Genomic DNA, 15,545 nt, shown 5'->3' on the forward strand with positions numbered 1-15,545 from the left:
ATAACCATAATAATATGTATCAAGTTATCATAGTCATTCATGTATTATTCGGACTGGGTGTTATTGGTCTAGTATTAATGCAGCAAGGCAAAGGTGCCGATGCCGGTGCCGCGTTCGGAAGCGGTGCTTCAGGAACTTTATTCGGCGCACAAGGCGCGGCTTCATTTTTATCGAGAACCACTGCAGTTTTAGCGACTTTGTTCTTTGTGACAAGTCTTTCACTTGCAATGTTGAGTGGTGGTAGTAAAGCCGCGAAAGACTTCTTTGATGACGCAGAAACCGAAGAAGCTTTCGATATTCCATTAATGAGTAAAGAAGCAGCGCCGGTTGCCGTCCCCTCCATATCTGCCGAAACGCCCGCTATCGAAGATGAATCAAAAACGGTTGAAGCAAAAGAACAACCGGCAGAAGAAATAAACGAATAAAAAACTATCAGCCGATGTGGTGAAATTGGTAGACACGCCATCTTGAGGGGGTGGTGACGCAAGTCGTGCCGGTTCAAGTCCGGCCATCGGCACCAAATTCAAGTTCGGGACAGTCCGAACAACTCCAAAAACCCGCAAGTTTCAAGGCTTAGCGGGTTTTTTATTGTCCGGAGAAATCTTGCTAATACTTTTCGTGCAGATCGGAAAAACTCATGGTACCGAGGCGACCTGGAGCCACAGTCTGCCCGACTGGTTAGGCAGTCAAAGGGCTAAGCCGTTGAGTTTTTTGGTGGTACAACCGTGATGCTGGTCCCCGATAATTTAAAAAGCGGTGTGACTAAAGCCTGTCGTTAAGACCCTGAACTCAATCCCAGTTATCAACAGTTAGCGTCCCATTATTCTGTAGCGGTGATGCCTGCCCCCGATGTAAATAATGCTTCACAGTCGGATGTGTATTGAACAATACAATCTGTTCTACATAACCTTCGCGTTAATTCTGTCAAAAAGGGATTGGAAAGTACCTATCGTACTACTTTAATCCTTAAAAGAGCTGTTGACATGTGTTGTAGACCGTTCGTGCTGAGCTAAGTCGAAGCATGAAGAGTCTACAACACTTTCACCGGCTTGGTGAGGCTTCAAACTACCGTTCACCCTTCGACAGGGCTCAGGGCGAACGGTAGTTTGAGGCTCTCAACTGCTCTTTTTAGGTTAATTAGTCCCGCATGTTTTGATCGATATAACGATGGTGTTATTCAAGCTTGTCTGTTGAGGACTGCCAAGCCAGTTGAGCTCAACTATGCCGTAGATGACGAATTCAGCAGGAAAATGACTGATGTGTTGTGCTCTGTCGTCGATAACTGACGAAATCCGCAAGGTGAAACCTCATTAGAATTCTTACTGGCACCTTGGACTGGTCAATTGCGTTTATCTGAAATATACCAGGAAAGACGAATCTGTACGGGCATTTATCGAAGCCGAATATATCGCGGAATACACGGCGGATGGGGAACTGGAACAATCGTGTATCGATGAATACGCGCTAAAAAATGCCAGTTATCATGTTTGGCCTTATTGGCGCGAATTTTTGATGAGCCAGAGCGGCCGCATGCATTTGCCGAGATTAGTGTTACCTACCATCCAGCTTGCGCATAATCGGCACCAAGAAAAAAGCGCTTCAAGCATGATTTCAAAGTGACCTATTTCGTAATCCAGGCATGAATTCGCTCGAGCGAATACTGATCGAAAAAGCGGGGCGAGAACATGGCTTCGAGTATGTCTTGCCCGTCGATGACGATGCTGTGTGCTTGGGTTCGGCAAGGCATCGCGCCCAAGTCCGGTTTACAGCAAAAAGCATCGATATTTTGACGCAATTGCTAAGTCGAGCGGCGGCATTGGCTCAATCGCTTCCCAATCAGGCCGAACTCGATTACCAGGCCGAAGTTCAAAAAAAAACTGACCCAGTTGCCGCTCAACGGCACCGAAGTCGAATGCATGGTCCGACAGCGCATCGGGCAAAACGTCTTTTGCAAGGCGACGCTGGATTTTTGAGGGAATGCATGTTCGGTGACAGGCATTGCCGTGCCCGAAGTCTTGCGCGCCAGTCATGCTACACCCTGGGCCGATTGTGACAGCAGATAGGTAGATTAATTTTTACGATTCATTCCCTTCATCATTTTAGTGCGACGGTTTCAACTCGATTGACGGTGTCGAGTGTGATTTTACCTTCTTGGGCTAACCAACCGATGCTGCGCTGGATAATTTTTTCTTCTTCAGGAAGTTCCTTGATTAATTTTGCAACGGAAGTTTCGCCATTTTGATCCAAGTATTGCCAGATGTTACCCGCAGTTAAGCCGACGCGTTCACGTATGCTTAATTCCGGCGTTTCGGCAACCGGAGCTGGAGCTGGGCTGCTTGTTTTTTTAGTGGCAGCTCGGGAGGGGCTGGTTTTTTTTGGCGTTACTTTAGCGGTTTCAGTTGTAACCGGTTGTTCGATTGTTGCTTTAGGTGCTTCGGTGGCTTTAACTTTTTTAGAGGCCGGCCGGGTAGGGCTTGCTTTCTTCGGCGTTTCTTTAACCGCTTCGGGTGTTACGGTTTTTTCAGTCTCAGGTTTAGTTTTTTCAGTGGTGGCGTTAGATTTTTTCATAATGATATAAATAATAAAAAGTAAAAAAAATAGAATCGACCATTCAAGCATATAGGCGTTCCTCTTTATTGATCGATTTTAGTCGAATTTCAAAAAATAAGTAAAAACGAATAAGAGATATAAGCTCTTCGCGAATCAAATTTTGGCATCAGCCAAAATCTATCAATTAGCCCGGTTTTAACAAATGTAGTGTAATTATTCACATCCCCTATCGCTCCCTCGCTCCATCGTGGGAACGATAATTGCCGGGGACTGAATAGTTACAACCATTTTACTTCCTTTATATTCCATTCGCACAAACTGTCGCTATTATGAACAGAACAATGTTCATAAATCAATGGTCTAGGTGGATCGTGTTTGACAGGTTAAGAATTTATGGCATGACAGAAAATAAGTAATGCTTGCTTCAGGCTTTAGTGTGCCTCAAAAGCTTGCCATCCATGGCATTGGATTCCGCCAGTTCCTGGCGGAATGACGGGTTTTTTTAACTTAATGGTAGTCCTGGCAAAGAGTATAAACCTAAAAAGAGCAGTTGAGAGCCTCAAACTACCGTTCGCCCTGAGCCCTTCGGCTACGCTCAGGAGAGCCCTGTCGAAGGGTGAAGGGTGGTTTGAAGCTTCACCAGGCCGGTGAAAGTGCAGTAGGCCCTTCATGATTCGACTTGGCTCAGCACGAACGGTCTAATGCACATGCCAACTGCTCTTTTTAGGATAAATCATTATGATAAATCACCGATTTTTTTTACTGGCTAGCCGAACCGTTGTTTAAGATTTATCTGCTATGATGCTCAATGAAATTAAGCCGTTCCGGTGGGGACTTCGTATTTCATTCTTAAAGGCCTAAGAAAATCTTCCTCTATTAAATTGTTCGATATGCTTCTGCTGCGCTTAATTATCTTGTTTTTATCGTCGATGTTGCTCTTGAGACCGGCGTCTGTTGTTGCGGACGATACGGTACGTATCGGCGTATTGGCGAATCGGGGCAAGGACCGCGCTTTGGCCGAATGGTTGCCGACCGCCGAGTATTTGACGAGTGAAATATCCAGCCGAAACTTTTCCATCGTTCCGCTAGATTTTAACGAAATCGATAAAGCTGTCGCTTCGGGCGCAGTGGATTTTTTTGTCGCGAACTCGGGAATCTATGTCGATTTCGAAGTGCGTTATGGCGCGGGGCGTATCGCTACAATGCGTAAACGTAACGGCGGGCGCGGCAATACATTTTTTAGCGGCGTGATATTCGCGCGCGCGGACCGGGATGACATAAATACAATCGCCGACTTGAACGGCAAGCGTTTCGCTGCAGTGAGCCAATCGTCACTAGGCGGATATCTGGCCGCTCGGCGTGAAATGCAGGCTCAGGGCGTGATGCCGGAGAAGCATACTCGGTTAAGTTTTCTTAATACCCATGATGCGACCGTTCGAGCGGTTTTAGATGGAGTTGTCGATGCCGGGACCGCGCGTAGCGATACTTTGGAGCACATGCATAAAGAAGGCGAGATCGATCTGAATGAACTGAAAATCATCAATCCTATACAGCATGAAAATTTCAGTTATTTAAGCAGCACTCGCCTTTATCCCGAATGGCCATTCGCCAAACTTGCCGATACACCCGAGTCTTTGAGTCTCGAAGTTGCCTCGGCGTTAATGTTGATGTCAAACGATAGTTCTGCAGCTCAAGCAGCGGGAATTACCGGTTGGACTGTAGCTTATAACTACCGCCCGGTGCATGACTTATTGCGTGAGCTTCGTTTGAGCCCATATGAAGGTGTTGGCCGGATCGGTTTTGAGGATTTTTTGCGTCATTATTGGCATTGGTTGTTATTGTCGATACTGACGCCGTTGGTATTAAGCCTCGTTGTTGTTTATTTCATACGTCTGAATGGCCGCCTGCGCAAAACTGAAATCGAATTGATCGACGCGCGCGATTATTTAGCGGATAGAGTTAGGGAAAGAACCGCCGAATTGGAAGAAAGTCGGCGACGATTGGAGCGCATTAGCAAAGATTGGAACGATGCTTTCGATGCGATTGGCGATCCTATCTTCATTCACGATGCCGCGATGCGCATCGTTAGAGCCAACCCCGCTTATTGCGATCGTGCGGGAATGACGCTGGATCAAGTCATTGGACGCTTGTATTTCGAATTATTTCCGAAACTGAATGAACCGATGCCCGCATGCCGTAATTTTCCGGAAGACAGTTTTGCAAAAGCAAACGAATTACAACTACCTAATGGAGATATATTCGTTTCGCGCTCCTTCGGGATTATGCATGCGGATAGAAGCGTCAAGAGTGCGATTCATATTTTGGAAGACGTAACCGAGTTGCGCAAGACGGAGGCGCGTCGAAGAATATTGAACCGAGCCCTAGAGCAGGCTGGCGAAGGTATTATGATATTGGATTGCGAGCGCCGGGTGATTTTTTGCAACCCGAGTTTGAGGGCTCTTCTAGGCTGCGATTCGCACGAACCCGAGTGCAACAAGCGCTTGTTTAATAAGGGAGACTGTTTATTGGTCACGGCCTATTTCATGTCGCAGTTGCAAGCGCTATTCGATAAAGCCGAGCGAGACGGCGAAGACTTTTCGGCCGAAATGGAATTGAATGTGCCGAACGGTCTTGGGTTGCCGGTTTTTATCACGGTTGCGGGAATTTTAAACGATAACGATGAACGAGAAGGCTTTGTCTTGACCGTTCTGGACCTTAGCGAAGTCAAGCGGGCCGAGCAGGCACTGACCTATCGTATCGGTTTAGAAGCCTTGATTGCCGAAATCGCTTCGAACTTGAGTAACGCTAGACCGGAACAAGTCAATGAAGTGGTTTTGAAAACCCTCACGCAATTAGGCCGGTTTTTAGACGTCGATCGGGTGTATATTTTCGATTACGACGATACCGAAGATATTTTTGGGCATACTCACGAGTGGTGTGCGGAAGGCATCGAGCCGGAAATCGATTCACTAAGCAAATTTACGGTCGAATCCTTTCCGTGGTTGTTCGGAGAGCTGATGAGCGGAAGGAGCGTAAAGATAGAAGATGTTAATCGCTTGCCTTCCGTCGCTATCCTCGAGCGCGAGGAGTTCAAGCGGGAGAATATACTTTCGCTACTTTCTGAACCATTTAATTACGGCGGCGTTTTCTCGGGGTTTATCGGCGTCGATTCCGTCAAGCGTCTTCGTCGTTGGAACGAAGAAGAAGAGCGTCTACTGCAAACGGTTGGCGAGATGATTGTCAACACCCTCCGCCGCATCAAGACGATGATTCATTTGCAGATCAGTGAAACGAACTTGGCCGCGGCTCAACACATCGCTCATCTAGGCAGTTGGGAATGGAATATTGTCACCGACGAGTTGTCGTGGTCCGACGAAGTGTACCGCATGTTCGGTTTCAAGCCGCAACAATTCGTTGCGACCTATCGAAGGTTTCTTGAGTCGATATCGCCGAAGGATCGCGACTTTGTGGCCGATGCCGTGCAAAATGCCTTCTCGCGAGGCGATGAATACGAGCTCGATCACCGTATTCGCCGTGCCGATGGTGTCGAGCGAGTGCTTCACGAAATCGGAGAAGTGATTGTCAACGATGCGGGAGAACCGATCCGTATGATCGGCACGGTACAGGATGTTACCGAGCTGCGTCAGGCCGAGAGTGAAATGCATAGGCTCAACCGGGCATTGCGCACGCTGAGCCTGTGCAATACCACGCTTGTCCATGCGCAACAAGAACAAACTTTGATGAACGATATATGCCGTATCTTGATCGACAGCGGCGGTTACCGTTTTGCATGGGTCGGCTATGCGGAACACGACGATCGAAAAACGATTCGTCCGATGGCTTTTGCCGGGGGCGATATCGACTTGATTACCTCGGCCGAGCTGTCTTGGGCCGATGATGCAAGCGGACGTAATCCGGCCGCCTACGCCATTCGCAACAAGGAAACGTTTATTCTGAAAGATATCGTCAATAATGCTCATGATTTTGCCCCTGCATGGCGAGAAGCCGCGTTGGCACAAGGTTATGCGTCAGTGGTCGCGCTACCGTTGATTTCGGATGACGAAACCTTGGGTGCGATCACGCTCGATTCTGCTGAGCCGGATGCCTTCGATCAAGCCGAGTTGAGATTGCTCGAAGAAATGGCCGGCGACTTGGCGTTCGGTATCCGAGCATTGCGTATTCGACAAGAGCGCGAGCATGCCGAGTCGGTATTGAAAGTCGCCGAGAATCGATACGAGGAATTATACGAAAACGCGCCTAATGCTTATGTATCTGTTGCACCTAAAAACGGAGTTTTGTTGCAGTTCAATCAGTCGTTATGCGAGATGTTGGGATATGACAGGGCTATTTTGGAAACGAACACGATTTTCGATCTGTTTGGGGAAACGGAAGTCGGGAAATTATTCGCCGGCGAGCAAAGCATTCGCGATATCGAGCTCAATATGCGCCGTGCCGATGGGCGCGGGCTGTGGGTTAGTCTTAGCATCGATCCAATAAAAGACGAAACAGGCTGCGTTGCCGAATACCGGGCCAGTATCATCGATATTTCGGTGCGCAAACATGCCGAGGAAGAACAGCAGCGTTTTGCCGAGAAATTGCAAGGATCATTGATACAAACCATTCGCGCGATAGCCATGACGATTGAAAAACGCGATCCGTATACCGCCGGGCACCAAGAGCGAGTTGCCGAGTTGGCCGTGCAAATCGGCAGGCGTATGGGTTTCGATGCTTATCGCTTGGAAGGATTGCGGTTAGGTGCGACGATACACGATATCGGCAAGATTGCCGTCCCGATCGAAATACTCAATCGGCCCGGTAAGCTAGAACCGATATTGTTTACTATCATTAAAAGCCATCCGTCGATCGGTTATGAAATTGTCAAAGGCATCGAATTTCCATGGCCGATAGCCGAAATGGTTGTTCAGCATCATGAGCGCTTGGACGGCACCGGTTATCCTCATGGGCTAAAAGGCGACGAAATTTTGATGGAATCGCGCATTCTCGCCGTTTCCGATGTGGTTGAAGCGATGGCCTCGCATCGGCCCTATCGGGCGGCTTTGGGAGTGCAAGCGGCTTTGAACGAGATCGAGCGAGGCAAGGGCTCCATCTATGATGCGAGCGTCGTAAAATTTTGCCGCGAAGTCTTGGAGGACGGCGGAACGCTATGGCAATGAATCTATACCTTTCGTACTTCAAAATTCGGCAGGTGACTAAGGAGGCTCCGGGGTGCTCGACAAAGGCTTTGCCAGCATGGAGCTGGCATAGAGCCTACAGGGACGTATTTACGGCGTCCTTTGACGGGCACTTCGGCGCCGAATTTTGATCTGCGATGTGTATAATCCCTTTATAGATACACCCCATACCTTTTATTCTTAGACGGTTTTTCGATCAAAAGGGAGTAATACCTGTAAATGTCAACGAAGTCTTCGGTTTTTCCACTGAAGACACTCGAAGGCAAAAGATGAAAGCGCTCTTTTTTACCCTTGTGGATTTTTGCAGGAGCAAAATTCGTTACTCCCTCCATGCTCTTGCGGATTTTCAAATTGGGAATTGTGGGATTAATCATCCGGTACTTGACAGTCGAGTATTCAATTGCCATTATCCCCGGCGCAGTGTGCTAGTTTAAGGTTTTATGACTAGCATACTGTCTTGATACCCATCTTATTCACCGATCGCTTTAAAATCACATGCCCGAACTCGTTATACGCTTCCTTAAACCCGCCGATTGGGCGGATTTCGTTCATATTCATTACTGGAATACTTATCCGAGCGGCGAAAACACTCATTGGCCCGGCGTACCGGTAATGGTCGATAACGATGGTTGGTTCGTTTATCGCTTTAATGGCGTGAAGTCCGCCAGCGTGGTCTTCAACGACGGCAATGGTTCGCAGACTGGGGATTTGCACTGTGCGCGTAGCGGCTATTACGCGAACGGGCATTGGCATGAATACGAAGAGAACGTCGATCCGCGAGTGGCCGCCTTTAGCGGGATTTCAGCCGCGACACGGCCGAGCTCAAACGCTTCGGCGAAGCCTTTACATGTTCCGGTCGATCCGAACGGGCCATTGGGCGATTTTCGTGAGGAAACGATTTATTTCTTGCTGACCGCTCGTTTCAATGAAGGCGACCCGAGCAGCAGTTTTTTTTGCCGCGACCGTATCAAGTTCAATCCTGATACCGGCGAACCGGAAGACCCGCATTGGCGCGGCGATTTCAAAGGTTTGATCGAACGTCTCGACTACCTCCGCGATCTCGGTTTCACCGCGATCTGGATCACGCCGCCGGTCGAGAACCGTAGCGGTTTGGATTATCACGGTTATCACGCCTACGATTGGACCCGCATCGATCCACGCCTAGAATCGCCCGATGCGACTTATCAGAATTTGATCGACGAAGCCCATAAACGCGGCATCAAGATCATTCAGGATGTCGTCGTCAATCATTCTTGCCAGTACGGTATTCGCGGCAAGGTGCACATCGATCATCTGCCGATCAAATATTATGTACCGCAAGGTTCGGAGCAAGGTCGAGTCGATCATGGTCCGTATCAAGGCCATCTTGGCAATTACACTTGGCCGAACCGCGACGACATCGACAACCCGTTGGCTCCTGACTGGTATCGTGAAAGGCATCATAGCGATCCCGAAGGCAAGTTGCCGCTGCAAGATCCCAAGACCGGTGAAACGATTCCGAAACCCGGTTACGATCCCGGCCGTTTTTTCGGCATCGACGCGCAAGCTCTCGATCCCGAATGGTACATGCAGCAAGGCTTTATCTGCGGGGGAGATTGGGAAAGCGAGGCCGTTCAGAAGAAACATATCGCCGGCGATTGCATCAACCTCGCGACCGACCGTCAAAACGTCAAGGATTATCTGATCGGCGCGGTCAACCGTTATCTCGACATGGGCGTCGATGCATTGCGTATCGACACGGTCAAGCATGTGCCGCGCGACAATCTATTGGAATACGTCAATGCCTGGAAGGCGCACAAGCCGGGGCTGTTCGTGTTCGGGGAAAATTTGGTCAAGGGCTACGGTTGGGGCGATCTCGGCGGCGGCGACAACGGGCCTTCGTTTATTCGTCCGTGGTGGTATACACGCTTGGGTCACGATCCGCGTAATCCGCATTCCGGCGGTGATTCCGGTTTTCCGCAACTCGATTTCGGATTGTTCTCGACCTTTCGCGATAATCTGAGTCGGGGCAGCTTCGAAGGTGTGGCTAGGGTGCTGGAAATGGATTGGATCTACGGCAATGCCTCGACGCTGGTGACCTTTCTACAGAATCACGATGTCGGGCCTGACAACGACTTTCGTTTCCGCTTTAAAGGCGAGCAGTGGATGGCGGCGGCCGCTTATAATTTGTTGTGGACCGTGCGCGGCATTCCTTGCTTGTACTACGGCGAGGAAATCGAGTTCATGAAAGGTGCGCCGCAGGATGTTATCGGCAACGACGACACGCTCGATCAAACCGGTAGGGCCTATTTCGGCGATCATCTGACCGACGAGAACATTGGTACGACCCAAAGCCATCCGCTATATCAACACATCAAGCGCTTGAATCAGATCCGGCGAGCGATACCCGCATTGCAAAAGGGCGAAATGAGCCAAATCCATGAGTGGGGAAGCGGCATGCGATTCGTACGCGATTTTCAAGATGGAGCGAGCTATGCCGTGGTCGGCCTGTCAATCGGAAGTGATCAGGACATTGCGGTTGAAAATATCCGTAACGGCGTTTATCGCGACGCAATCACCGGGAAGGAAATGTCGGTCGGTAACGGCTGCCTGGGTTTTCATGTGCCAGCCAATTCGGCAGGTATTTATGTGTTGAACGGGGCGGGGAAGATTGGTTCGGACGGGGTTTATCTTCGCTAAGTATGCACATCGCAGATCAAAATTCGGCGCCGGGGTGTCCGTCAAAGGACGCCGTAAATACATCCCTGTAGGCTCTATGCCAGCTCCATGCTGGCAAAGCCTTTGCCGTACACCCCGGCGCCTCCTCAGATACTGCCGAAATTTGAAGTGTGAAAGGTATAACTGTCTATCATTTATTTACCGAAGTTTAGCGTAACGCGCCCGAGAAAAATCGGGAGGCAGTTTTTAAACAGTTACTTAGCCAATGAGACTTCGATATCATTTGTTGGCGTTTAACGCTCACGGCCTCGAAATCGCGACGAAGGTGTCGCTCCCACAAAAGGGTTGGGTGCTCTGTGGGAGCGATCCTAGGCTGTCGAAACGCATGCATCAAATCACATACCTTATTAATATTCAATAACTTAAAATCATTCTGGATGCAATCGTTTGACCAAAACGACAGCTTAAGCCGCTTTTATTTTGCTCATAAAGCGACTAATCAATGACTTAGCTAAAAGAAGCACAACTATATGGTTTATAATCGTTCACTTTACAGTGATTTTATTTCCTCAGCTTGTGGATTTAAAATTATCGCTGTATGCGGTACAAATAGGTCTTATTTTAACCCATCCCCCAAATACTATGCTTCAAATGTCAAAACTACTAAACAGCCGCGATGAATGGAAAAACAAAGCGACTGAGCGCGCAGCTGAGCTTCGTGAGCTTAGAAAAACACAAAAACGTCATTTGAAAAAAATAGCGGAACTGAAACGGAATAATTGCCAGTTAGAGCAGCTTGTCGAAGCAAAAAAAACATTACCTTCGAGCATCAGTCAACCCTAACAACCCAGGATATTGCTGTTGTACCCGCGAATCCTTCAACGGTTATTGACATAACACAAGCTCAGCAAACGCGACTTTTATGCGTGCTTATCGTGCTTGATGCGGTGGTTTCTTTTCGTAGCGTTCCGCGCATTCTTGAATTATTTCATTCACAAACATCGCTTGAATTACCGTGGACGCCACATTTTACTTCGGTGATTAACTGGAGTTTGCGCGTCGGCTTAGGGTTACTGCGCCAAGTGTGCCCAACGTGCGAGCCTTGGATTGCGATCATTGATTACTCCATTGATATCAAGCGCGCCAAGATTTTTCGCGAAAGCTGAAATGGGGTCCGTCCGATTTCAGCAGCGAAAAATGACTTGGCGATTATTGCCTTCGGCGGCCCCGATTCGCCCTGCGTCCGTGCCACTACGCCACATCATCGTAAACTCGATGCGGCTCCGTAGCACTCCCACAAATGGCTTTACGCCGTGTCGCGATGCCTTGTATTTTGCCTCCGCCTGCGCTATTCGCGCAGACTCCGGCAAAACACCCGGCGCTACGGCTATCGGGGACTAAAAATCTTCACTTCGCTAGCGCTCCGTTTCCAAGATTTTCAGCGATTGAGCGCTTCGCGTTGACGACTAAAATAGTCTCAGAGGTGATGGAAATCATTAAAAACAAAGGGCTTAACAAAGTCACCTACCAACAATGTTACCAATTATCAAAAACATTGCCGCGAAATTCTAAAGTCAAAACACACCTACAAGCTTGGTTAAAAAAGCATTTGCAGATTCAAGCAGAGCTGACCGAACTGCCGTTGTTAAGCAGTAGCGATATTATTGAAACGCTGTTTGGAAATTATAAATATATGCTTGAACGCAGTCCGCAAGCCGACATGAATCGCTCCGTGCTATTGATTCCTGCTTTATGTGGCAGTCGAAAAGAAGCGGTGATTGACCAGGCATTAAATAAAGCATTTCAAGTAGATCTAGCACACTGGGAGGAGAAGAATATCCCTTATACGGTAAGAAAAAAGCGCCAAGAATTTTTTAAACATAAAAGCTAAAAATCGGGGAAAATAATAACGGACTAGATCAGTCTTTCGACAGGCTAGGATCGCTCCCACAGGGCATTCGGAACCCTTGTGGGAGCGAGGCCTTCGTCGCTCTCTCCTAACGCTAGGTGAGGGGAAGCCGCTGATGTTTAACATCCGCCTAACACCCTACGCTTCCCTGCGCTAATGCCGAAAACTATAATAACGCGAGCATAGTTTTATTTTTTCCAGCGTTGGAGGTAGCCGTTGGCGGCGATGCTCCATATTTTCGATTCATTGTCGGTAAAGCTCAAAGACAAAATGGTTGCGGCCGAAGGGCGCCAGGCGTCTTCTTTTTTGGGGCGCCAAAGCTTTTCGAGTTTGCCGGTACTGACTCGCCAAAGATCGATGCGTTGCGAGGTGCGGCCGGTAACTACGTATTTACTATCGCGGGAGAAGCGCGCGGCGGATAAGGTTAGCAGTTTGGGGCCGACGTCTTTGTGTACTTTGCCGGTTGATGTTTTCCAAATCAAAACTTGACTCAAGGCCGCATTGGTCAATGCGTATTGTCCGTCATCGCTTAATGCCACAGTTGCCAATTTATTGTGGTGCGGCCAACTGAATTTTAGCGTGCCGTTGGTCAAGTCCCATAATTTTGCAGTGCTGTCTTCCGACCCGGTTAATGCATAGTGACCGATTCGGTCCAGCGAGGTAGTTAAAACGGCTTTGTCGTGCGGGAAGGCGTAAAGCGTTATTCCTTGATTCAATGCAAAATAGACGGCTTTATCCGGCAGTCCGATCAAGGCGTGAAAGCCGTCATGGGATAAGCTGACCGAACCGATTCCGGGTAGGCTCCAAACATTCAGCAGTGCGCCGTCTGCGATTCGCCACCAAGCAATCGAGTCGCGCTGCGCGGTGACGGCGTAGCGTTCGTTTCCTGAAATGGCGGCATGGACGATGCCGCTTTCATCTTCGAGGTGCTTCCAGCTATGTAATAGCGCTCTGGGTTTTAATTGCCATAGTTCGGCTGGTCCCGAGGTTCTTCCGATTAACGCATAATGATCGGTCAGTGCGGCGGAAAAAATGCCGTCATTAGCCAATACCACCGTTTTATCGGCTTTCGGCGTTCGGTCGCACCCGGTCGGTATTGCGACAAACCAGAGTGCTAGGATAGCCCGGATGATCATATCGGTGTTCTCATAAGACGGTTGCGGCTTGATTGCCGGTAAACCATTGAAGTTTTTCATGCAAGGAGACGACAGTGCCGATAATGATCAATGTTGGCGGTGTAATATCTTGTTTTGCGGCAATTTCGGGCAGGGTACTCAAAGTACCGGTAAACACGCGCTGCCGATCGGTTGTGCCTTGTTGTATCAATGCGGCCGGTAAATTTTCGCTGGCACCGTGTTCGATCAGGGAGCGGCAAATGATCGGTAGGCCGACCAGACCCATGTAAATGACGAGGGTTTGATTCGGTTTTGCGAGTTGTTGCCAGTTAAGGTTGATGGTGTCGTCTTTCAAATGGCCGGTGACAAAGGTAACGGATTGCGCATGATCCCGGTGGGTTAAAGGAATGCCCGAATAAGATGCGCAACCCGATGCGGCGGTAATACCGGGGACGACTTGAAAATGAATGCCTTGCTCCATCAGCGTTTCGATTTCCTCGCCGCCGCGCCCGAAGATGAAGGGGTCGCCGCCCTTAACCCGCGCCACGCGTTTGCCTTGTTTGGCTAAATCGGCCAGCAATTCGTTGATCTGGTCTTGCGGCAGGCTATGCTCGCTACGTTGTTTACCGACATAAATTTTGGTGCTGTCGCGGCGCGCTAGATCCAATATGGCCGGTGCGACTAGGCGGTCGTAAACGACGACATCCGCTTGTTGCATTAAGCGTAGGGCTTTAAATGTGAGTAAGTCAGGGTCGCCGGGGCCGGCGCCAATTAAATAGACCTCGCCTTGGGGCTTGGCGTTTTGATGCTCGCGCAAGGATTTTTGCAGTTGTTGTTCGGCTTCTTCATCCTTACCGGCAAACATGAGTTCCGCCACCGCTCCTTGAAAAGTATTTTCCCAGAAAATTTTACGTAAAGCGGGTGAGTCTATTCGTTGTTTTACCAAGGGTCTGAACTTCTCGGCCAGTTGCGCCAAGCGGCCGTACCCTGACGGAATCAGAGTTTCGATTTTTGCACGAAGTAGCCGAGCAAGCACCGGTGCGGCGCCGCCTGACGATACGGCAGCTACCAGAGGCGAGCGGTCGATAATGGCCGGAAAAATGAATGAGCAAAGCTGCGGGCTGTCTACGACATTGACCGGTATGTTGCGTTCGTGTGCGGATTTTGAAACCTGTTGGTTGGTTTCAAGCCGGTTAGTTGCCGAAACGACCAATATAAAGTTTTCAAGGTCTTCGGGTTGAAAAGATTTTTGTTTGATCGTCAATTGACAGCGTTCGGCCATTGCGGCGACCGTTTCGCCGATGTCTTCGGCGATGACGGTAATGTCGGCTTCGGCTCTGGCAAGCAGGTCGATTTTACGGGCGGCAATTTCTCCGGCCCCGACGACCAGGCAGGGTTGGCCGGTCAATTTGAAAAAAATCGGAAAATAGTCCATTAGGTTTGGCGATTCGCGTATGGGTTCGAGAGTGATATTATAGCGACTCCTCGGATTGTACTGAAAATTAAAACTGAATCATGATTGAATACGATATTGAAGTCGATGCCACCGGCCTTAATTGTCCATTACCCTTGTTACGCTTGAAGAAGGCATTGCAGCAAATGCTGAGCGGCCATGTAGTCAAAGTCATCGCAACCGACCCCGCAGCGCATTTGGATATCGGAGTTTATTCCGATCAAACCGGACACCGGATTCTCAGTTATCTTAAAGAAGAAGATAAGCAGATTTTTTATATCAAGAAGAAATAGGTGAAAGGTGAAAGGTGAAAGGTGAAAGGTGAAAGGTGAAAGGTGAAAGGTGAAAGGTGAAAGGTGAAAGGTGAAAGGTGAAAGGTGAAAGGTGAAAGGTGAAAGGTGAAAGGTGAAAGGTGAAAGGTGAAAGGTGAAAGGTGAAAGGTGAAAGGTGAAAGGTGAAAGGTGAAAGGTGAAAGGTGAAAGGTGAAAGGTGAAAGGTGAAAGGTGAAAGGTGAAAGGTGAAAGGTGAAAGGTGAAAGGTGAAAGGTGAAAGGTGAAAGGTGAAAGGTGAAAGGTGAAAGGTGAAAGGTGAAAGGTGAAAGGTGAAAGGTGAAAGGTGAAAGGTGAAAGGTGAAAGGTGAAAGGTGAAATCCGCGCTTGACAAGCCGT

General features: G+C 48.9%; 11 protein-coding genes, 1 tRNA gene and 1 pseudogene. 10 read left to right on the plus strand and 3 right to left on the minus strand.

Annotated elements, in window-relative coordinates:
* Positions 1–14: 14 nt before the first annotated feature.
* From secG to EQU24_RS09540, 4 genes and pseudogenes are all read left to right on the plus strand, one after another.
* Positions 15–425 (plus strand): preprotein translocase subunit SecG, encoded by a 411-nt coding sequence (secG, locus tag EQU24_RS09520; protein WP_017839719.1) that lies wholly within the window; start codon positions 15–17, stop codon positions 423–425.
* Positions 426–435: 10 nt separating this feature from the next.
* Positions 436–520 (plus strand) — tRNA-Leu (locus tag EQU24_RS09525).
* Positions 521–645: 125 nt separating this feature from the next.
* A pseudogene (locus EQU24_RS22945) lies at positions 646–845 on the plus strand (IS21 family transposase); the annotation flags it as partial.
* 794 nt (positions 846–1,639) lie between these two features.
* Complete coding sequence (locus EQU24_RS09540) at positions 1,640–2,053, plus strand: hypothetical protein (RefSeq protein ID WP_026130059.1); 414 nt, start codon at positions 1,640–1,642, stop codon at positions 2,051–2,053.
* A 41-nt stretch (positions 2,054–2,094) separates the two neighbouring features.
* Here the strand turns inward: EQU24_RS09540 and EQU24_RS09545 are convergent, their stop codons facing one another.
* Entirely contained in the window at positions 2,095–2,619 is a 525-nt protein-coding gene (locus EQU24_RS09545; protein WP_017839718.1) for a winged helix-turn-helix domain-containing protein, read from the minus strand.
* An 821-nt stretch (positions 2,620–3,440) separates the two neighbouring features.
* On the opposite strand from EQU24_RS09545, the gene EQU24_RS09550 reads away from it, so the two are divergent.
* The 5 genes from EQU24_RS09550 to EQU24_RS09570 all read left to right on the plus strand — a co-directional run bounded on the left by EQU24_RS09550 (position 3,441) and on the right by EQU24_RS09570 (position 12,291).
* Positions 3,441–7,724: a PhnD/SsuA/transferrin family substrate-binding protein gene (locus EQU24_RS09550; protein WP_017839717.1), complete on the plus strand. Its 4,284-nt coding sequence runs from the start codon at positions 3,441–3,443 to the stop codon at positions 7,722–7,724.
* 513 nt (positions 7,725–8,237) lie between these two features.
* Positions 8,238–10,421, plus strand: coding sequence for an alpha-amylase family glycosyl hydrolase (locus tag EQU24_RS09555; protein WP_017839714.1), 2,184 nt, complete (start codon positions 8,238–8,240; stop codon positions 10,419–10,421).
* A 534-nt stretch (positions 10,422–10,955) separates the two neighbouring features.
* Positions 10,956–11,243, plus strand: a complete 288-nt coding sequence (locus EQU24_RS09560) for a hypothetical protein (protein ID WP_235726384.1) — start codon at positions 10,956–10,958, stop codon at positions 11,241–11,243.
* 92 nt (positions 11,244–11,335) lie between these two features.
* The gene (locus EQU24_RS09565) at positions 11,336–11,566 is read left to right on the plus strand and encodes a hypothetical protein (protein WP_209005078.1); all 231 of its coding nucleotides are present in this window, start codon (positions 11,336–11,338) and stop codon (positions 11,564–11,566) included.
* Positions 11,567–11,886: 320 nt separating this feature from the next.
* Complete coding sequence (locus EQU24_RS09570; protein ID WP_138767143.1) at positions 11,887–12,291, plus strand: hypothetical protein; 405 nt, start codon at positions 11,887–11,889, stop codon at positions 12,289–12,291.
* A 206-nt stretch (positions 12,292–12,497) separates the two neighbouring features.
* Here EQU24_RS09570 and EQU24_RS09575 read toward each other — a convergent pair whose 3' ends face one another.
* Together EQU24_RS09575 and cysG are read right to left on the minus strand one after the other, a co-directional pair.
* A complete protein-coding gene (locus tag EQU24_RS09575) occupies positions 12,498–13,505 on the minus strand; it encodes a WD40 repeat domain-containing protein (protein ID WP_017839712.1) in 1,008 nt (335 codons plus the stop codon).
* A complete protein-coding gene (cysG, locus tag EQU24_RS09580) occupies positions 13,456–14,859 on the minus strand; it encodes a siroheme synthase CysG (protein ID WP_017839711.1) in 1,404 nt (467 codons plus the stop codon). Before cysG ends, EQU24_RS09575 begins: the two co-directional genes overlap by 50 nt.
* An 80-nt stretch (positions 14,860–14,939) precedes the next feature.
* Here cysG and EQU24_RS09585 point away from each other — a divergent pair, with 80 nt between their 5' ends.
* Positions 14,940–15,170: a sulfurtransferase TusA family protein gene (locus tag EQU24_RS09585; protein ID WP_017839710.1), complete on the plus strand. Its 231-nt coding sequence runs from the start codon at positions 14,940–14,942 to the stop codon at positions 15,168–15,170.
* Positions 15,171–15,545: the final 375 nt, after the last annotated feature.

It is taken from the genome of Methylotuvimicrobium buryatense (genome assembly GCF_005931095.1).
Classification (GTDB): Bacteria; Pseudomonadota; Gammaproteobacteria; order Methylococcales; family Methylomonadaceae; genus Methylotuvimicrobium; species Methylotuvimicrobium buryatense.